Raw genomic sequence first — 18,526 nt, 5'->3', positions numbered from 1 at the left:
GTCCCTTTTCAGTTCTGCTGCTGCTGCAGCTGCTGCTCGCTGGCGGCCTTCTCGCTCCGGTAGTCGGGAACGAGGCCGGCGAACAGGCCCAGCGGGATGATGCTGTAGGCGATGGCGAGGATCACGGCGAGCGCGAGGCCCACCTTCATCATCGCCGGGGTCCAGCGGCCGCCCCAGATGCCGAGGCTCTGGGTGGCGCTCCAGATGCCGTGGCCGAGGTGGAAGAAGAGCAGCACCATCGCCACCACGTAGAAGACCACCACCCATGGGATGGCGAAACCCTCGAGCATCATCGCGAAGACGTCGTGGCGACCGGAGGGATCGCGCAGCGCGAAGTGATCGGGGAAGACCGTGCCGACGGTGAAGTGGAGCAGGTGGAAGACGAGGAAGACCAGGACGATCGTCCCGCTCACCAGCATGTAGCGCGAGTACCAGCTGGCGGCCCGGTACTTCTTCTTCACGTAGGCGTGGGGACGCGCCGCATGGTTGAGCCGCGAGAGGCGGACCCCTGCCCAGATGTGGAGCACGAACAGCGCGAGGGTGCCGAGCCGCAGCGTCCAGAGCAGGCCCGGGCTGCCCTTGAGGAAGGCGCCGTAGGCGTTGATCCCCTCGTAGCCGAGGAAGACCTGCAGATTGCCGATCACGTGGGCGATGACGAAGCCGAGGAGCCCGAGGCCCGTGATCGCCATCACGAGCTTCATCCCGGTGGACGAGGTGATCGCGCGGCCCAGGAACGAGCCGGGGCTTGCGGGCCGAGCCGTCTTGGCGGCAGCAGCGTTCATGAGAATCCCTTGGGTCGTGGGAGCGTCTCGCTCGCTCCGTGGTGTCTCGTCTTCGATGCGCCCCGCCCTCGCGGGGCCACGCCGTGGCGTCGTCCCGGCACCGCCCGGCCGCCGGTTGGCAGCCGGGCCGGGCGCCGGGGCAATATCAGATGTTGCAGGCTGCGACGGTGCTCTTCACTGCCTCGAAGGACTTGTCGAGCATCGCCTTCTCGTCGGCCTCGAGGGCGATCTCGTAGACCTTCTCGACGCCGCCCTTGCCGAGGCGGGCCGGGACGCCGAAGAAGAAGCCGTCGATGCCGTACTCGCCGTGGAGGCGCGCCGCGACCGGCATCACCCGCTTGCGGTCGAGGAGGAAGCTCTCGGCCATCGCCACCGCGGACTCGGCGGGAGCGAAGTAGGCCGAGCCGGTGCCGTAGAGGGAGACGAGCTCGCCGCCGCCCTTGCGGGTGCGCTCGACGATCGCCGCGAGCTTGTCGGCGGGGAGCAGGCTCTCGAGCGGCACGCCGCCGACGTTGCAGAGGCGGGTCAGCGGGACCATGTCGTCGCCGTGGCCGCCGAGCACCATCGCGTTCACGTCGTCGATCGAGACGTCGAGGGCCTCGGAGACGAAGAAGCGGAAGCGCGCGGAGTCGAGGACGCCCGCCATGCCGGCGACCATGTTGTCCTTGAGGCCGGCGATCTTGTGGAGCGCGTAGACCATCGCGTCGAGCGGGTTCGAGATCACGATCACGAACGCGTCGGGGGTGTGCTGCTTCACGTTCTCTGCGACGTTCTTGATGATCTCCACGTTGGTGGCGATCAGGTCGTCGCGGCTCATGCCCGGCTTGCGGGGACGGCCCGCGGTGACGATCACCACGTCCGCGCCGGCGCAGTCGGCGAAGTTCGAGGTGCCGACGAGGCGGCTGTCGAGGCCGCGCACCGCGTTGAGCTGGTTGATGTCGAGGGCCTTGCCCTTCACCGGCCCCTCGACCTGCGGGATGTCGTAGAGGACGACGTCGCCCAGGCGCCGCTCGGCGCAGAGCAGGCCAATGTTTCCGCCGATGTTGCCGGCGCCGACGACAGCGATCTTGTTCCTGCGAGCCATGCGTGAAACCTCCGCTGGGCTTATAGAAAACCGTGAGACGTGTCTCAACGTTCGTGAAAAAGTCTAATGGCGTGCAAAAGGAGAAGGGGCGGCCGTTTCCGCCCGCCCCTCCCCGTCTGCCTTACATCTGCTCGACGACCGCCTTGCCGAATTCGGAGGTCTTGAGCAGCGTCGCGCCTTCCATCTGGCGGTGGAAGTCGTAGGTCACCGTCTTGTTGCTGATGGCCCGCTCCATGCCGCGGATCACCAGGTCGGCAGCCTCGTTCCAGCCCATGTGGCGGAGCATCATCTCGCCCGAGAGGATCACCGAGCCCGGGTTGACCTTGTCCTGGCCCGCGTATTTGGGCGCGGTGCCGTGGGTCGCCTCGAAGACCGCGGCGCGGTCGCCGACGTTGCCACCGGGGGCGATGCCGAGGCCGCCCACCTGCGCCGCAGCGGCGTCGGAGATGTAGTCGCCGTTGAGGTTGGTGGTGGCCACGACCTGGTACTCGTCGGGGCGGAGCAGGATCTGCTGGAACATGTTGTCCGCGATCCGGTCGTTGATCATGATCAGGCCGGCGGGGACCTTGCCGCCGTGCTTCTCCCAGACCTCGGCCTCGGAGATCACCTTGCCGGCGTACTTCTCCTTCGCGATCTCGTAGCCCCAGTCGCGGAAGGCGCCCTCGGTGAACTTCATGATGTTGCCCTTGTGCATCAGGGTCACCATGGTCCTGCCGTGCTCGATGGCGTACTCGATCGCCTTGGCGACGAGGCGCTTCGAGCCCATCGGCGAGATCGGCTTGATGCCGATGCCGGAGAGCTCGCGGATCGGCTCCTTGGGCTTCATCTCGGTGTTGATGAAGTGGCGGATCTTCTCGCCTTCCGGGGTGCCGGACTTGTACTCGATGCCCGAGTAGACGTCCTCGGTGTTCTCCCGGAAGATCACCATGTCGAGCTTGCCGGGCTCCTTCACCGGAGCGGGCACGCCCTCGAACCACCGCACCGGACGGATGCACTGGTAGAGGTCGAGCTCCTGGCGGAGGGCGACGTTGATCGAGCGGAAGCCGCCGCCCACCGGCGTGGTGAGCGGGCCCTTGATGGCGACGACGTACGCCTTGATCGCCTCGAGGGTGTCGTTCGGCAGCCAGGTGTTGGGGCCGTAGACCTCGTTGGCCTTCTCGCCCGCGAAGATCTCGAACCAGTGGATCTTCTTCTTGCCGCCGTAGGCCTTCTCGACCGCGGCGTCGAGGACCAGCTGCGACGCCTTCCAGATGTCGGGACCGGTGCCGTCGCCTTCGATGAAGGGGATGATCGGATCGTTGGGAACCTGCAGCTTGCCGTCGGCGCCGATAGCGATCTTGCTGCCGCTGGTCGGCGTGGTGAGCTTGTCGAACCTGGCCATGGCCCGCCCCTCCTGCGTGGGTGTGAAGCGTTGGGGCGCGCCTTATACCACAGTCGGCCAGTGGGCGAAGCGAAGTGAAGCGGCTAGTGCGGAGCGCTCTCGGTCACCAGGGGATCGAGGGGCTCGGCGTAGAGCGCCTCCACCGCCGACGCGTATTTCCGGGCGGTCGCCTTGCGCCGGAGCTTCAAGGTGGGCGTGAGCTCTCCCTCCTCGCCGGTGGCGAACTCCACGGGTAGCACGGTGAAGCGCTTGATCGTCTCGAACTGGGCCAGCCGCGGGTTCACCTCGGTGGCGATGGCGTGGGCGAGGTGGGCGCGGAGCCTGGGGTCGTCCGCCAGGGCGGCGACGCCGGTGAAGGGGATCCCGTGCTCGGAGGCCCAGGAGGCGGCTGCCACCGGATCGAGGGTGAGGAGCGCTCCCAGGTACTTCCTCCCCTCCCCCACCACCACCGCGTGGGAGACGGGAGAGACCGCCTGCAGCAGCCCTTCGAGGAAGGCGGGACCGGTCTTCTTGCCGCCGGAGGTGACGATCAGCTCCTTCTTGCGATCGGTGATCCAGAGGAAGCCCTCCTCGTCGATGCGGCCCACGTCGCCGGAGTGGAGCCATCCCTCCGTGTCGATGCTCTCGCGGGTCGCCGCCTCGTCGCGGAAATAGCCGAGGAAGACGTTGTCGCCCCGCACCAGCACCTCGCCGTCCGGGGCGATGCGCAGCTCCACCCCGGGCAGCGCTCTGCCCACGCTGCCGAAGCGCCGGGCCTCCGGCACCTCGAGGGTGGTGGGGCCGGTGACCTCCGACTGGCCGTAGACCTGGTGGATCTCGATCCCGAGGGACCAGAAGAAGTCGAGGGTGGTGGGATGGATGGGCGCGGTGGAGGAGACCGCGTAGCGGCAGCGGTCGAGGCCGAGGCGGGCCCGCAGCTTCGAGTAGACCAGCCGGTCGAAGAAGCCGTGGGCGAGGCGCAGGCCCACCCCGGGGCGCCGGGCCTCGCGGTAGCGGCGGCCCACCTCGCGGGCGAGGCCGAAGATCCGCTGCCGGGCCGCAGGGGCGGTGGCGACCTGGGCGACGATCGCCCCCTGGATCTTCTCCCAGAGCCGGGGCACGCCGAGGAAGACGGTGGGCCGCACGTCCGCCAGGTGCTCGCGGACCGCCTCGAGACTGTCGGCGAAGTGGACCTCCACCCCGGCCCAGAGGGCGAGGTGAATCGAGGTGAGCTGCTCGGCGATGTGGCTCAGGGGCAGGTAGCTGATCACCCGCTCGTCTTCCGGCACGCCGAGGGCGGTGGTGAGTTGCTCCGCGGTCCACCGCAGGTTCCGGTGGGAGATCATCACGCCCTTGGGCGGCCCGGTGGTCCCCGAGGTGTAGATCAGGGTGGCGAGCCCCGAGGGCTCGAGGGCCGCGACGCGCTCCCGGTAGCGGGCCTCGGGGATCTCGTCGCCATCGGCGAGGAAGGCCTCGAAGCCCCGGACCCAGGAGAGCTGGAGCGAGACCGGGTCGGGATCCATGAGGACGGCGAGGCGCAGGGCCGGGAGCCGGTGCTTCACCGCCCGGAGCTTCTCGAGTTGGGTGGCGTTCTCCACCACGACGACCGGGGCGCTGCAATGCTCGAGGATGAAGGCGCACTGCTCCGGCGAGGAGGTGGTGTAGATGCCGACCGGCACCGCCCCGGCCGCCATCGCGCCGAGGTCGGCGACCACCCACTCCACCCGGTTGAAGCCGAGGATCGCCACCCGGTCGCCGGGCTCGATCCCGTGGGCGATCAGGGCCCTGGCGAAGCGCTCCACGAGCTGCCCGTAGCGCCGCCACGAGATCGCCTCCCAGCGCCCGTCCCGGCGGCGGTGGAGCGCGGGCTCTTCCCCCCGTTCCTCCATCCGGCGGTGGAGCACGTGGATCATCGTGGACAGGTCGCTGCCCCGCTGCTTGTCGGCCCCCGTCGCCGCGTACATGTTCAACCCCCCGGTTCGCCGGAACGATAGTCCACACCGCTCGAGGAGGGCGAGAGGGCCCCCGGCGAGGAGACGCGAGCGGAACACTTGACCGCCTGCTTCGGCGCTGGCTACCTACCCGCACCATGACGATCGACCTCAATTGCCAGCAGTGTGACGCCTCCTTCGAAGTCGAAGTGACCGAGATTCTCGAGGGGGAGCCGCTCACCTGCCCGAACTGTGGCCAGAAGGCGCCCCGCAAGGCGGTCGAGGAGCTCGGCAACGCGCTCGACGAGTTCCTCACCCGCGTCGCCGAGATGCGTGCGCGCTTCCTCCTCTCCATGTCGATCGAGTCCGACGATCTCCCCCCGCCCTACGACGAGGAAGGCGGCGCGGAGGACGAGGAAGAAGACGAGTCCACCCTCGAGGACGAAGACGAGGTCGACGAGGACGACGACGAGGAAGAGCTCGAGGACGAAGACGAGGACGAGCGCTAAAGGCGCCGGAGAGAAGCCGACATGCGCAAAGCGAAGATCGTCTGCACCCTCGGCCCCGCCACCGACACCCTCGAGCAGATCGAGGCGCTGATCCGCGCGGGCATGAACGTGGCCCGGCTCAATTTCTCCCACGGGGATCACGCCGACCACAAACGACGGCTCAAGCTGGTGCGCGAGGCGTCGCAGCGCGTCGGCGTGCCGGTGGCCGTGCTCCAGGATCTCCAGGGGCCGAAGATCCGCACCGGCAAGATGAAGGGGGGAAAGATCGTCCTCGAGCCCGGCTCCGAGGTGACGATCACCACCGAGGAGACCCTCGGGACCCCCGAGCGCTTCTCCACCGTCTACAAGAACCTCCCCGGCGACGTGCGGGTCGGCGACGAGATCCTCCTCGCCGACGGCAGGATGCGCCTCGTGGTGAAGAAGAAGCGCACCAAGAAGACCGAGGTCCTCTGCCAGGTGATCGTCGGGGGCGAGCTCGGCAACAACAAGGGCATCAACCTGCCCGGCACCCGGGTCTCTGCCCCCTCGCTCACCGAGAAGGACGAGCAGGACCTGCAGTTCGGCCTCTCGATCGGCGTGGACTACGTGGCGCTCTCCTTCGTGCGCAGCGCCGACGACGTGCGCACGGTGAAGCAGATCGCCGGGGAGCGGACCCCCGTCATCGCCAAGATCGAGAAGCCCCAGGCGGTGGCCGACATCGACGCCATCGCCGAGGTGGCGGACGGGATCATGGTGGCCCGCGGCGACCTCGGGGTGGAGATGCCGCTCGAGCGCGTGCCGCTGATCCAGAAGATGCTGATCGAGCGGGTCAATGCCCTCGGGAAGATCGTCATCGTCGCGACCGAGATGCTCGAATCGATGATCCAGGCGCCCCGCCCCACCCGCGCCGAGGTCTCCGACGTCGCCAACGCGATCCTCGACGGCGCCGACGCGGTGATGCTCTCCGCCGAGACGGCCTCCGGCTCGCATCCGATCGAGGCGGCGTCGACGATGGCGGCGATCATCCTCGACGTGGAGCGGAGCCAGCGCTTCCGCTCCCTGAAGCCCCACAACCTGGCCCGCTCCGACTCCTTCTCCTCGGCGGTGGCCCGGGCCTGCTGCGCTGCGGCGGATCAGCTCGGCCTCAACTCGATCGTCGCCTGCACCCAGACCGGCCGCGCCGCCCGCCTCGTCTCCGAGCACCGGCCGATGGGGCGGATCTTCGGCCTCACGCCGCTCGAGGAGACCTACCGGCGCATGGCGCTCTACTGGGGCGTGGTGCCGCTGATGATCCCCTCCTACCACTCGCCGGACGAGATGCTCCGGCTGGTGAGCGACGCGCTGCTCCGGGAGAAGTTCGCCAAGCGCGGTGAGGCGGTGGTGATCTCCAGCGGCGTGCCGAACCAGCCGATGTCGACCAACCTGATGACCATTCACCGGCTGTGATTCACGAGGGGTGATTCACGGCGCGTGAACGAGCGAGGGCGCCCCTGCCGGCCGGCACGGGCGCCCTCGCGCTATCGGCCTTCGCCTTCAGAGCTCGAAGGTGGGACGCGTGTCGTCCGGGGCGCTGCCCTCCGCCTCCACGAGCCGCCGCAGATCGTCGTCGTCGAGGCCGGTGGCCTCCAGCGCCTGCGGCGTGGTGAGGATCGGCTGGCCGGTGGAGAGCGCGGTGGCGATGGCGGCGCCTGGCGAGAGCTCGATCGGCCGCTGGGCGCCCTGCTGCTCGACGATGAGCACGCCGCCGAGGCTCCCGCCCGAGGGCTCGAGGAGCACGGCGCGGATCTCGGCGCCGAAGCCGATCACGGTCTGCTCCACCAGGCCGACGCTGCGGGCCTCCCCGGCCTGCACGGCGCGGATCGCCTTCCCCTCCTCCGGGGGCACGAAGATCGGCACCAGCACCGTCTGATCGACGGCCTGGAGCACCACCAGCTCGGAGCCGAGCTCGTCCGCGGCGACGATTTCGCGGACGTAGAGCTCCCGGAGCTCCACCTCCTCCGGCCCCACGCGGTGCAGGCCCAGGGCGGGCAGCGCCAGGAGGAAGCCCAGCACCAGAACCATCGCCGCGGCGAAGAGCAGGCCGAGGCGCCGGTTCTTCCGGTTGCCGATCCGCATCTCGACCGGTCGCTCCACCGTCCACCTCCGCCGCCCCACCATGGGGCCTCCCCGGAATGTAGGTCCCCCCGGCAGCGGAAGCCCGGTGGGCGGTGGCGCTTCGGGGGCCTGCCTGCCCGGCTACTTGCGGGTGGCGACGACGAGCTCCGCGGTGCCGCCGGCGCCGACCCGGCGCCAGGCGAGCAGCTCGCCGAGGGCCGACACGGCGAGCTCCGGGCCCACGTGGTGGTGCTCGTCGCCGGCAGGGACGACGAGACGGGTCTCGAGGAAGGGGGCGGTCCCCGGCGAAGTCACGAGCTCGGTGAGGTAGAGCGAGGTTGCGGCGTCGTAGCCGACGGCCTGCACGACGAGGGGGCGCCCGCGCTGCAGGCCGATGGTGGGGGCGCCGACGAGCGGCCCTTCGCTTGCGCCCGTCGCCTCGTGCTCCCACGTTGCCGGCGCCCAGCCGCGTCCCTCCTCCCAGAGATGGAGGGAGCTGCCCTCGCTGCTCGAGGTGGCGATCGCTGCGGCCCCGGGGGCGGTCGCGAGATCGAAGAGGAGATCGTAGCCCGAAGTTCGGGGACGCTGCGCCTCCGCCCACGCGTCGGGGCCGTTCGTGGTGCGCATCACGACGGTGTCGCCGGCGCCGACGATCCAGCCGACGTGGGCCCTGCCCGTGGGATCGTAGGCCACGGTGCCGCTCCCCTGGATCGCCGGCAGCGAGCCGAGGTACTGGCCGTTGAGCTGGTAGGCGGTTCCGGTGGCGAGGTCGAACTCCATCAGCATCGAGCTCGGCCGCTCGCCTGCAGCCTCGTAGTAGAAGCGCTGCCGCAGCACCTGCCGATCTTCGACGGTGAACGAGGCGGTGCGAAGGGTCGGCCGCTTCGAGAGGCCGAGGTAGATCCGCTCGGTCCAGCGCCCCGGGCCGACGAAATGGGCGCGGGCCTCGTTCAACCAGAACCCGCTCTCCACGTCGAAGGAGGTCCAGGCGAGGCTGGTGTTCCCGCTGTCGTCCACGGCGAGGCCGGCGAGCACCGGCTTCGCCAGCTCGTCCGCGACGAGCGTCGGCCGGCTCCCGCGTTCCGCCCCCGGGGCGTAGCTGCTCACGTGCACCGCGTCGCCCGGATCGATCCAGGCGACGACCGCCCTGCCGTCCTCGGCGGCAGCGATCAGGGGCCCGCTTCCAGCGACCTCGGTGCGGGCCTCGCCGAGGAGGTGGGTCCGATCCCAGACGTCGGAGGCACCGAGCCACCGCAGCACCTTCACCTGCTCCCCGGTGCGCCAGGCGACGAAGACGTCGTCTCGTGCAGGTGCGAGCGCCGGGGCGGAGCCCGGGTCGATGGCGCCGACGACCACCGGCCCCTGGAACTCGTTGCTCTCGCGGCAGACGGTGCCGTCGCCCTGGAGCGGTGGCGGGCAGCTGCAGGTGAAGGAGCCCGGCAGGTTCTCGCAGATGGCGCGGGGATCGCATCGGCCGCTCGTGCACTCGTCGACGTCGGCGCAATCGACCCCGTCGCCGTCGAAGCCCTCGTCGCAGCTGCAGACGGGATAGGCGCCGGAAAGGTCGCAGGTGGCGTGCTCCGAGCAGCTGTCGCAGCCGGCCCAGGGCATTCCCCCGCCGCCTCCGGCGCCGCCGCTGCCGCCATCCCCTCCAACGGCCCGAAGCTCCTCCCCACCGCAGGCGAGCGCCAACAGCGCGATCGCCGCGATCCCGATCCGCCGCGGCATCACCATCGCTCCGCCGCCAGCTCAGGAGCCCCCGGCCGCTCGTGGCGGAAGCGCGCGAGCAATTCCGTCGCGCCAGCGGCGTCGGTGCGGAGCCAGGCCGCCGCCTCGCCCCCGGCGAAGCGTGCCGCCTGCGGGGCGCGATGACGCGCCTCCTCCCCGCTCGCCAGCACCGCCGGCTCGCTCCATGCGTCGTCCCCTGCTTCGCTCCAGCGCAGGGCGCCGTCGTCGGTGGCGAAGAGGAGCAGGTCCCCGGCGCCGCCGCCGCTGAGCGCGGGGCGGCCGGTCGCGGCGGTGGCCACCCGCACCGGGGTGATCCAGCCGCCATCGTCCAGCACGGAGGTGAAGAGCTCGCCATCCTGCTCGAGGAAGGCGAGTGCGGCGCGCCCATCCGGCCCGACCTGCAGCACGTGATCGGCCACCGCGGCTGCGTGGAGTTCCACCGCATCTGCCCATTCGTCGGGCTGGGTGGTGATGCGGGCGTGGAGCCCCCCGCGCGCTCCCTCCCAGACGGCGACGGCGCGCCCGGTCGCCTCGTAGGCCACCGAGCCCTTCGTCATCGGCTGGAGGGCGAGGTATTGGCCATTGAGCTGGTAGGCGGCGCCGGTGCGCAGGTCGTACTCCATCAGCATCGAGCCCGGGGTCGTGCCGTAGGACTCGTAGAAGAAGCGGAGCCGCAGCACCTCTCGATCGGCGACGTGGAGCGCGGCGCTGCGGAGGAGCTGCTGCCGAGACAGGCCCACGTAGTGGATCGGCGTGAAGGCGGCGCGTGCCTCGAACCAGGCGATCGTCTCGTTCAGCCAGAAGCCGCTCTGCGAATTGAAGCTGCTCCACGCCAGGGTCACGTTCCCCTGCGGATCGAGTTGCAGCCCAGCGAGCTCCACGTCTTCGGCGAAGGGATCGGTCAGCGCCTCGGGCTGCGACCAGCTGGCAGCGACGGGATCGAAGCGGGCCAGCCGAACGACGGCATCCCCGTCGATCCACGCTGCGACGGCACTGCCGTCGGTCGCCGCAGCGAGGAGAGGCGCCACCCCCGGCCGGATGCCGTGGTCGGCGCTGATCTGCGCAGCGTCTTCCATCGTCGCTGCGGCTGCGGACCAGCGGCGGGCGAAGAGCGCGCCATCGTTGCGGTAGAGGAAGTGGACCGTCGCGTCGCCAGCAGCGATCGCGAAGCCGCCCGGGCCGTCGGTGGTGCCGACGACGGTCGTCGGTCCCCATTCGGCGGGGGCGCTGCCGCCGTGGCCGCCTGCGCCGCCGTGGCCGCCTGCGCCGCCGTGGCCGCCTGCGCCGCCGTGGCCGCCTGCGCCGCCGTGGCCGCCTGCGCCGCCCTGGCCCGCGCCGCCTTCATCCGCAGGTCGCGCGACGTCCGTGCCACAGCCGAACAGCACCAGGACCGCCGCGGAGAGCGCCGCAACGAAGAAGCCCCGCATCGCATCCCCCTTCTCGTGGAGGAATAGCGCCTGCGGGGCTGCAGCCGATAGTGCGGTTTGCCGCACCCCGGTCACTCGAATTTGTAGATGTGCTCCACCGCGACGTTGCGGTAGCGCTCGAGCTTGAGCGCGAGGCGCGCCAGCTCCCAGGCGAATTCGAGCGGCGAGGCGTCGGCCTTCGCCCGGCGCTTGGCTTCCTTGAGCACCTGCTTGCGCGCTTCTGCCGGATGGTAGAGGAAGGCGCCGGTGAAGACCCAGCTCTCCTCGTCCCAGGGAACGATGCGCGCGTCGAGGATGTCGCCCTTGCTCAGGCCGACGAGCTCGCGGCGCTCGTAGATCTCGTAGTCCTTCCCCGAGAGCACCTCGCGGATCCGCAGCCCGTGCTTCGTCCCCAGCTTGCGGATCTCGAAGATGCCGTGCAGTCCGCTGGCGAGCGCCTCGAGGCGCGGCAGATCCTCTGCGGGCAGCTCGCTGCGCTGCGCGTCGAGAAAGGCCTGCACCGGCGGCACGCCCTCCCGCTCCAACGGGCGGTCGAAGAGGAAGAACTCGAGGAACGCGGCCATCCGCGGCTCGAAGGATTTGTCGTCCTCGTGGAATTCACCGGTGCGCTGGCGGAACTCCTCCTTGGCGCGGAGGATCTCCTCCTGCCTTTCGGGTCCGGTCGCCCAGGCGATCACGCGGTCGAGGTAGGGCTGGATCACGAGCGGGCGCCCCCACCCTCCATCAGGCGGACGAAGCGCTCGAAGAGATAACGCGCGTCGTGCGGCCCCGGCGACGACTCGGGGTGGTGCTGCACGCTGAAGGCGCGCTTCGCCGGGATGGCGATGCCTTCGACCGTGCCGTCGTTCAAGGAGACGTGGGTCACGTGGGCGCCGGTGCCGGCGAGGCTCTCCGCGTCGACGGCGAAGCCGTGGTTCTGCGCGGTGATCTCCACTTTGCCCGTCTCGAGATCCATCACCGGCTGGTTGCCGCCGCGGTGGCCGAACTTGAGCTTGTAGGTCTTCGCGCCGACGGCCAGGGAGAGGATCTGGTGGCCGAGGCAGATGCCGAAGATGGGCACCTGGCCGAGGAGCTCGCGGACGATGGGCGCGGCGTAGGTCACCGCCGCCGGGTCGCCGGGGCCGTTGGTGAGGAAGATGCCGTCGGGCTTGCGGGCGAGGGCCTCGCTCGCCGGCGTGTGCGAGGGGACCACGGTGACCTTGCAGCCGGCGTCGACGAGGAGCTGCAGCATCGACTTCTTCAGGCCGTAGTCGTAGGCCACCACGTGGAAGCGGGCCTCGGGGGCCTGCGCCGCGCCCTCGAGGGGATCGCCCAGCGGCGTGGTGAACTCGTAGGCCTGCTTCGTCGAGATGCCGGTGGCGAGGTCCTGGCCGCCCATGCCGGGGGCGCTGCGGGCCTTCTCCACCAGCGCCCGGGGCTCGGCGCCTTCGAGGGTGGAGAGCACGCCCATCTGCGCGCCGTGGTCGCGGAGGTGACGCACCAGCATCCGGGTGTCGATCCCCTCGATGCCGGGGAGGCCGTGCTCCACCAGGTACTTCTGCAGCGGCGCCTCGGACCGGTAGTTCGAGGGGCCAAGGCTGGCGTGCTTGCAGATCATGCCGACGGCATGGGGCTGCACCGACTCCTCGTCGAGGGCGTTCACGCCCACGTTCCCCTGCTCCGGGTAGGTGAAGGTGACGATCTGCCCGACGTACGAGGGATCGGTGAGGATCTCCTGGTAGCCGGTCATCGAGGTGTTGAAGACCACCTCGCCCACGGTCTCGCTCTCGGCGCCGAAGGCACGACCGACGAAGACCGTGCCATCCGCCAATGCGAGGATGGCCTTGCGCCTCGAGATACCCATCACCTGCTCCTCTGCTCGCCGCCGTGGACGATCCGCCCGTCGACCATGACCAGGACCGCGCGGCCCTGGACCTTCCAGCCGCCGAACGGACTGTTCCTGCCTTTCGACTCGAACGATGCCGGCTCCACGGTCCATTCCGCCGCAGGGTCGATCACCGTGACGTCGGCCGCTGCACCGACGGCCAGGGTGCCGCCCGGCAGGCCGAACGCCCGGCACGGACCGGTGCTCAGCAACTCGATCGCGCGCTTCTCGCCGATCACGCCCCGCCGCACCAGCGCCAAGGTGAGGGGGACGGCGGTTTCCAGCCCGACGATGCCGTTCGACGCCCGCTCGAACTCCACGTCCTTCTCCACCGAGGAATGCGGCGCATGGTCGGTGGCGATCGCGTCGATGGTCCCGTCCGCCAGCCCCTCGAGCACCGCGTCCACGTGCTCCTGCGAGCGGAGCGGCGGGCACATCTTCGCGTTGGTGTCGTAGGTGGCCACCGCTTCGTCGGTGAGCGTGAAGTGGTGCGGCGTGGCCTCGGCGGTGACCCGCAGGCCGCGGCGCTTCGCCTCCCGCACCGCGCGCACGGCGCCTGCGGTGGAGAGGTGGCCGATGTGGAGGCGACCGCCGGTCAGCGACGCGAGCTCGATGTCGCGGAGGACCATCACGTCCTCCGCCGCTGCCGGGAAGCCCTTGAGGCCGAGGCGCATCGAGACCGTGCCCTCGTGCATGCAGCCACCAGCCGCCAGGTTCAGGTCCTCCTCGTGGACCATGATCGGCAGGTCGAAGGCCTTCGCGTATTCGAGGGCGCGGCGCATGATCCCGGGGTTCATCACCGGATGGCCGTCGTCGGTCATCATCACCGCGCCGGCGCTCTTCATGTCGCCGTACTCGGCGAGCGCCTCGCCCTTCTGGCCCTTCGTGGTGGCGCCCGAGGGGTAGACCTTCGCCAGCCCCGCCTCCTTCGCCTTGTCGAGGACGAAGCGCACCAGGTGGGCGTTGTCGATCACCGGTTTGGTGTTCGGCATCGAGACCACGGCGGTGAAGCCGCCGGCCACGGCGGAGCGCAGGCCGGAGAGGATGGTCTCCTTGTACTCCTCGCCGGGCTCGCGCAGGTGCACGTGCAGATCGACGAGACCCGGCACGATCCACCTGCCGGCGCAGTCGAGCACCTGCGCCCCGGCGGGCTGCCGGGCGCCGGGATCGTCGATGGCGGCGATCCGCCCGTTCTCGATGCGCACCGTGCGCGCGCCGTCGACGCCGGTCGCGGGATCGAGCACGCGGCCGTTCTGGAGGACGATCATCTCGGGCCTCATGCGGAGGTTGCCTCGGGGCCTGCGCCTGCCGCGCGCAGGAGGATGGCCATGCGCACCGCCACGCCGTTCTCGACCTGGTCGAGGATCACCGACCGATCGCCGTCGGCGACCTCGGGCTCGAGCTCCACGCCGCGGTTGATCGGGCCGGGGTGGAGGACGAGCGCGTCCTCCTTCAGCCAATCGAGCTTGGCGCGGGAGAGGCCGTAGTACCGGGAGTATTCGCGGCCGGTGGGGAAGAGGCTCTCGGAGATCCGCTCGGTCTGGATCCGGAGCATCATCACCGCGTCGGCGCCGCCCACCGCGGTGCGCAGGTCGGAGGTGACCTCGCAGCCGAGGGCCTCGACGCCCAGCGGCAGCATCGTCGGCGGGCCGCAGAGCCGCACCTTCGCGCCGAGGCGCTGGAGGCAGTAGACGTTGGAGCGGGCGACGCGGCTGTGGCGGATGTCGCCGACGATGGCGACCGTGCGCCCCTCGAGCGAGCCCCACCGCTCCCGCAGGGTGAAGGCATCGAGCAGCGCCTGGGAGGGATGCTCGTGGGCGCCGTCGCCGGCGTTGACCACCGCGCACCCGACCCGCGACGCGACCAGGTTCGGCGCGCCGGAGGCGCCATGCCGGATCACGATGATGTCCGGGCGCATCGCCTCGAGGTTCTTCGCGGTGTCGATCAGCGTCTCGCCCTTGCTGGTGGAGGAGCCCGAGGAGCTCCAATTCACCGCGTCGGCGGAGAGGATCTTGGCTGCGATCTCGAAGCTCGAGCGGGTGCGCGTCGAGCTCTCGAAGAAGCAGTTGATCACCGTCTTGCCCCGGAGCGCCGGGACCTTCTTGATGTCGCGGCGGAGCACCTCTTTCATCGAGGTGGCGGAATCGAGGATCGACTCGATCTCCTGCCGGGCAAGGGACTCGATTCCGAGGAGGTGCTGGCGGGGGTGGGCCATATCGGGCGCGGAGCTATAGCGCACCAGCGCCGATGGTTCAACGGCGGACGTACGGCGGCTTCGCCACGGCGGTACGGCGCCCTACAGCCAGCGCCGCCCTACAGCCAGCGCCGGAAGAGGAGCGCGAAGCCGCCCACCACCCGTTCCCAGAGGGGCCTGGCGTGCCAGTCGGCCATCGTCACCTCCCTGCAGTGGGCGAGATCCTCCTCGAACATCCGCTCCAGCGCAGCGGCGAAGGCGGCATCCTCGATCACCGCGTTCACCTCGAGATTCACCCGCAGCGAGAGGGTGTCGAGGTTCGAGGAGCCCACCGTCGACCAGCTCCCGTCGATGGTGGCGGTCTTGGCATGGAGCACCCTGCCGTGCCACTCGAAGATCCGGACCCCGGCCTTGAGGAAGGCCTCGTACAGGGCGCGGGAGGCGAAGCGCACCGCCGGCACGTCGGTGGTGCCCGCCACGATCACCCGCACGTCCACCCCGCGCCGGGCGGCATGGCGGAGCGCGCGGATCACCCGGATCGTCGGCAGGAAGTAGGCGTTGGTGATCCGGATCCGCTGCTGCGCCCGGGCGATCGACTTGCGGTAGACCCTGCCGATGGCGCCGTGCTGGCCCGGCAGCGCCGTCCCCACGATCCGCACCAGCGGATCGGGCCTGCGCCCCCTGCTCTCGTGGCGGCGCTCGTCGATGGGCGCGCCCCGGTGGCGGCGCCAGGCCCGGAGGAAGCGGAATTGGAGCTCGGCGACGGCGGGGCCCTCGAGGCGGAGGTGGGTGTCGCGCCAGCCCCGCTTCTCCTCTCCCCAGACGGCGTAGTCGTCGCTGATGTTGACGCCGCCGGTGAAGCCGACGGTGCCGTCGACCACGAGGATCTTCCGGTGGTCGCGGCGGTAGATCCGCGCGAAGAACGCGGCCAGCCTGCCGTGGAAGCGGAGCGGGTGGTAGGCCAGCGTCCGGACCCCCGCAGCGTGGAGCTCCTCGAGGAACTCGTCCGAGACGTCGGAGCCCCACGCGTCGTAGAGCAGGCTCACCTCGACCCCGGCCCGGGATCGCTCGCAGAGCGCTTCGGCGAAGCGGCGGCCCGTCTCGTCGTCCCGGAGGATGTAGGTCTCGAAGAGGATGGCGGAGCGCGCCGCCCGGATCGCCTCGAGCATCGCGTGGTAGGTCTGCGCGCCGTCCCGCAGGATCGCGAGGCGGTGGGTGCCCACCCGCAGCGCCGCGTAGGGCCGTGCCGCTCCCTCTGCGGTGATCTCGCCCGGCGGCTCGCCTCGGCCCACGTCAGGACCGCCGGTGCAGCACCACTTCGTCCGCCCCGCCCTGCTCGCGCAGGCGCACCTCGATGTTGTCGCCGGGGCCTGCCTCGACCGAAGCGCCGACGAAATCCGCCTGGATCGGAAGCTCCCGGCCCGGGCGCTCCGCGAGGACCGCCAGCCAGACCCGGCGCGGCCTGCCGAAATCGGTGAGCTCGTCGAGGGCGGCGCGCACGGTCCTGCCGGTGTAGAGCACGTCGTCCACCAGCACCACCGGGCGGCCGGTGATCGGGAAGGTGATCTTCGTGGGCCCCACCTGCGGCACCGGGTGGGCGCCGAGGTCGTCGCGGTAGAGGGTGATGTCGAGGATGCCCACCGGCGCTTCGGCGCCGGTCGCCGCCCGGATCCGCTCGGCGAGGCGCTGCGCCAGGGGCACGCCGCCGCGCTGGATCCCGACGAAGCAGAGCTCCTCCGCGCCCTGGTTGGCGGCGAGGAGCCAATCTGCCAATGCCGAGACGGCCTCTTCGATCGCTGCCTCGTCGAGCAGCACGCGCGTTTCGCTCATGGACCTGGATATTAGTCCGCGAGCGGCGACTTGAGATCCGTCTTCACCGAATTGTCGAAGTGGATCTGCCGGATCTTCTGCGTTCCGGGGAAGTGCATCGGGATTTCGTAGGAGATGTCGACGTAGATGAAGTCGTCGTCGCGGTCGACGCGGATCATCCCCTCGTCGATCACCGGCCACTCCCGGCCGAGCTCGTCCTCCACGTAGAGGAGGCGATCGGTCTTGGCCCGGATCATCCGCCGGATCTGGTCGTCGTCGCGGGTGCGCCAGCCCTGGTAGGCGGCCTCGCGCATCGCGGCGACGACCTCGCGGTTGGTCATCCAGTGCGGGATGTAGCTGTAGAGAAGGTAGCCCGTCGCGGCGATGGCGAGGACGGCGAAGGTCGTGACGAAGTTGATCGCACCGCGCTCGCAGGCGAGGCGGCGACGCAGGCTCGGACGCATGGGGCGCATCTTGGCGCAGCGGCGCGGAGCGACGCAAGAACTCGGGCCGCGCGGGATCAGGCTGCAGCGAGCCCGTCGGCGCCATCGCGCTGCTGCTCGCTGCCGGCGCCGCTCGGAGCAGGTGCCTCGGCCGGCGCCGGGGCCTCCTCCGCTGCAGGTTCCACCGGTGCAGAAGCGGGAAGCGCGTCGGGGCGCGGTCGCGAGGGGCGCAGCTCCTGCCGCTCGCGCTCCGGCGCTGGCGCCGGTGCCACCGCGGGCGGCTCCGGCGGTGCTGCGGGGCCAGCGACGCCCTCCTCCTCCAGCGCGAGCCGCAAGCTCGCCGCCGCGTCGTGGAGGGGAAGCGCACCGGGCTGGACCACCTGCCCGTCGACGGCGCGCAGGATCCTGCCGAAGCGAAGGCCCTCGTCGCCCCAGGGCCAGAGGCCGCCGCGGCCCCAGGAGAGCGCCACGATCGACGCCCTGCCCCGCACGGCTGCGAGTGGCACGTACCAGCCGCCGTCGGTCCTGCCGTCGGCGGAGTCGTCGCGGTTGTCGCCGAGGACGAAGAGATGGCCCGCCGGCACCTCGAAGGGACCCTCGCCGGGCCGCGGCCTGGGCAAGAGTCGCGAGTGGATCGTGGCGTAGCGCCGCCCGCCCAGCTCCTCGAGGTAGAGGTTACCGCTCTGCGGATGCCAGTAGCGCAGCTCGTCGCGGTAGTTCCAGTAGTCGAAGCGCTCCGCCACCAGCTGCCGCGGCTGCGCCAGGCCGCCGATGTGGACCCGCTCGTCGACGAGGGTGATCACGTCGCCGGGCAGGCCGGCGACCCGCTTGATCATCACCTCGCCTGCCTGCGCGGGATTCTCGAAGACGATCACCTCGCCCCGCGCCGGCAGCGCCCCTGGGAGGAGCTCCGTTCCGCCCGGGAGACGGACCCCGTACGCCGACTTGTCGACGAGAACCACGTCGCCGGGCAGGAGCGTGGGCACCATCGAGCCCGAGGGGATCCGGAAGGCCTCCACCACGAAGAGGCGCACCGCCACCGCGAGGAGGAGCGCCACCAGCACCATCTCGAACGCCTCGCGGGCGAAGGAGCGGCGCAGCCCTTCGAGGTGCTTCGAGGCGGCGGATTCGAGGGCGGCGGTGGCCCTGGCGATCCGGGCTTCGTCGCCGGAGGCCAGGGCGTTCTTCGCCTCCCCCTGCAGCGCGGTGATCTCCGCGAGCAGATGGGAGCCCAGCTTGCGCTTGTTGCGCCGCGCGATTCGCCGGGTTTCGGCGAGGAGATCGGCGAGGTGCTGGTGGGGCCGCTGCCGACGGGCCAAGCT

17 protein-coding genes are annotated in these 18,526 nt (G+C 70.6%); 2 read left to right on the top strand and 15 right to left on the bottom strand.

Features of this window, described 5'->3' with window-relative positions:
- Positions 1-8 precede the first annotated feature (8 nt).
- The 4 genes from ACESMR_RS20945 to ACESMR_RS20930 form a co-directional block, all read right to left on the bottom strand.
- Positions 9-782, bottom strand: coding sequence for a succinate dehydrogenase cytochrome b subunit (locus tag ACESMR_RS20945; RefSeq protein ID WP_373049075.1), 774 nt, complete (start codon positions 780-782; stop codon positions 9-11).
- 145 nt (positions 783-927) lie between these two features.
- Positions 928-1,866, bottom strand: a complete 939-nt coding sequence (gene mdh / locus ACESMR_RS20940) for a malate dehydrogenase (protein WP_373049074.1) — start codon at positions 1,864-1,866, stop codon at positions 928-930.
- Between the two features lie 121 nt (positions 1,867-1,987).
- Complete coding sequence (gene icd, locus ACESMR_RS20935) at positions 1,988-3,247, bottom strand: isocitrate dehydrogenase (NADP(+)) (protein WP_373049073.1); 1,260 nt, start codon at positions 3,245-3,247, stop codon at positions 1,988-1,990.
- 83 nt (positions 3,248-3,330) lie between these two features.
- Entirely contained in the window at positions 3,331-5,190 is a 1,860-nt protein-coding gene (locus ACESMR_RS20930; protein WP_373049072.1) for an AMP-dependent synthetase/ligase, read from the bottom strand.
- A gap of 125 nt (positions 5,191-5,315) precedes the next feature.
- Here ACESMR_RS20930 and ACESMR_RS20925 point away from each other — a divergent pair, with 125 nt between their 5' ends.
- Together ACESMR_RS20925 and pyk are read left to right on the top strand one after the other, a co-directional pair.
- Positions 5,316-5,666 carry a hypothetical protein gene (locus tag ACESMR_RS20925; protein WP_373049071.1) on the top strand — a complete coding sequence of 117 codons (351 nt, stop codon included), beginning with the start codon at positions 5,316-5,318 and terminating at the stop codon, positions 5,664-5,666.
- A 21-nt stretch (positions 5,667-5,687) separates the two neighbouring features.
- The gene (gene pyk / locus ACESMR_RS20920) at positions 5,688-7,091 is read left to right on the top strand and encodes a pyruvate kinase (protein ID WP_373049070.1); all 1,404 of its coding nucleotides are present in this window, start codon (positions 5,688-5,690) and stop codon (positions 7,089-7,091) included.
- Positions 7,092-7,178: 87 nt separating this feature from the next.
- Here the strand turns inward: pyk and ACESMR_RS20915 are convergent, their stop codons facing one another.
- The 11 genes from ACESMR_RS20915 to lepB form a co-directional block, all read right to left on the bottom strand.
- Positions 7,179-7,778 carry a hypothetical protein gene (locus ACESMR_RS20915; RefSeq protein WP_373049069.1) on the bottom strand — a complete coding sequence of 200 codons (600 nt, stop codon included), beginning with the start codon at positions 7,776-7,778 and terminating at the stop codon, positions 7,179-7,181.
- Between the two features lie 102 nt (positions 7,779-7,880).
- The gene (locus ACESMR_RS20910; protein WP_373049068.1) at positions 7,881-9,467 is read right to left on the bottom strand and encodes a calcium-binding EGF-like domain-containing protein; all 1,587 of its coding nucleotides are present in this window, start codon (positions 9,465-9,467) and stop codon (positions 7,881-7,883) included.
- Positions 9,467-10,894 carry a hypothetical protein gene (locus ACESMR_RS20905; protein WP_373049067.1) on the bottom strand — a complete coding sequence of 476 codons (1,428 nt, stop codon included), beginning with the start codon at positions 10,892-10,894 and terminating at the stop codon, positions 9,467-9,469. The genes ACESMR_RS20910 and ACESMR_RS20905 overlap by 1 nt, the downstream gene beginning before the upstream one ends.
- A gap of 71 nt (positions 10,895-10,965) precedes the next feature.
- Positions 10,966-11,595, bottom strand: a complete 630-nt coding sequence (locus ACESMR_RS20900) for a hypothetical protein (RefSeq protein WP_373049066.1) — start codon at positions 11,593-11,595, stop codon at positions 10,966-10,968.
- Entirely contained in the window at positions 11,592-12,737 is a 1,146-nt protein-coding gene (gene carA, locus ACESMR_RS20895; RefSeq protein WP_373049065.1) for a glutamine-hydrolyzing carbamoyl-phosphate synthase small subunit, read from the bottom strand. Before carA ends, ACESMR_RS20900 begins: the two co-directional genes overlap by 4 nt.
- Positions 12,737-14,038, bottom strand: a complete 1,302-nt coding sequence (locus ACESMR_RS20890; protein WP_373049064.1) for a dihydroorotase — start codon at positions 14,036-14,038, stop codon at positions 12,737-12,739. Before ACESMR_RS20890 ends, carA begins: the two co-directional genes overlap by 1 nt.
- A complete protein-coding gene (locus ACESMR_RS20885) occupies positions 14,035-14,973 on the bottom strand; it encodes an aspartate carbamoyltransferase catalytic subunit (RefSeq protein WP_373049063.1) in 939 nt (312 codons plus the stop codon). Before ACESMR_RS20885 ends, ACESMR_RS20890 begins: the two co-directional genes overlap by 4 nt.
- 98 nt (positions 14,974-15,071) lie before the next feature.
- Positions 15,072-16,244: a cardiolipin synthase ClsB gene (gene clsB, locus ACESMR_RS20880; RefSeq protein ID WP_373049062.1), complete on the bottom strand. Its 1,173-nt coding sequence runs from the start codon at positions 16,242-16,244 to the stop codon at positions 15,072-15,074.
- 1 nt (position 16,245) lies between these two features.
- Positions 16,246-16,782, bottom strand: coding sequence for a bifunctional pyr operon transcriptional regulator/uracil phosphoribosyltransferase PyrR (gene pyrR / locus ACESMR_RS20875; RefSeq protein WP_373049061.1), 537 nt, complete (start codon positions 16,780-16,782; stop codon positions 16,246-16,248).
- Between the two features lie 11 nt (positions 16,783-16,793).
- Positions 16,794-17,225 (bottom strand): hypothetical protein, encoded by a 432-nt coding sequence (locus tag ACESMR_RS20870; RefSeq protein WP_373049060.1) that lies wholly within the window; start codon positions 17,223-17,225, stop codon positions 16,794-16,796.
- A gap of 56 nt (positions 17,226-17,281) precedes the next feature.
- Positions 17,282-18,523: a signal peptidase I gene (lepB, locus tag ACESMR_RS20865; RefSeq protein WP_373049059.1), complete on the bottom strand. Its 1,242-nt coding sequence runs from the start codon at positions 18,521-18,523 to the stop codon at positions 17,282-17,284.
- Between the last annotated feature and the right edge of the window lie 3 nt (positions 18,524-18,526).

This window comes from Vulgatibacter sp., assembly GCF_041687135.1.
In the GTDB taxonomy this organism is placed as follows: Bacteria; Myxococcota; Myxococcia; order Myxococcales; family Vulgatibacteraceae; genus JAWLCN01.
This window is presented reverse-complemented; position numbering and strand designations above follow the sequence as displayed.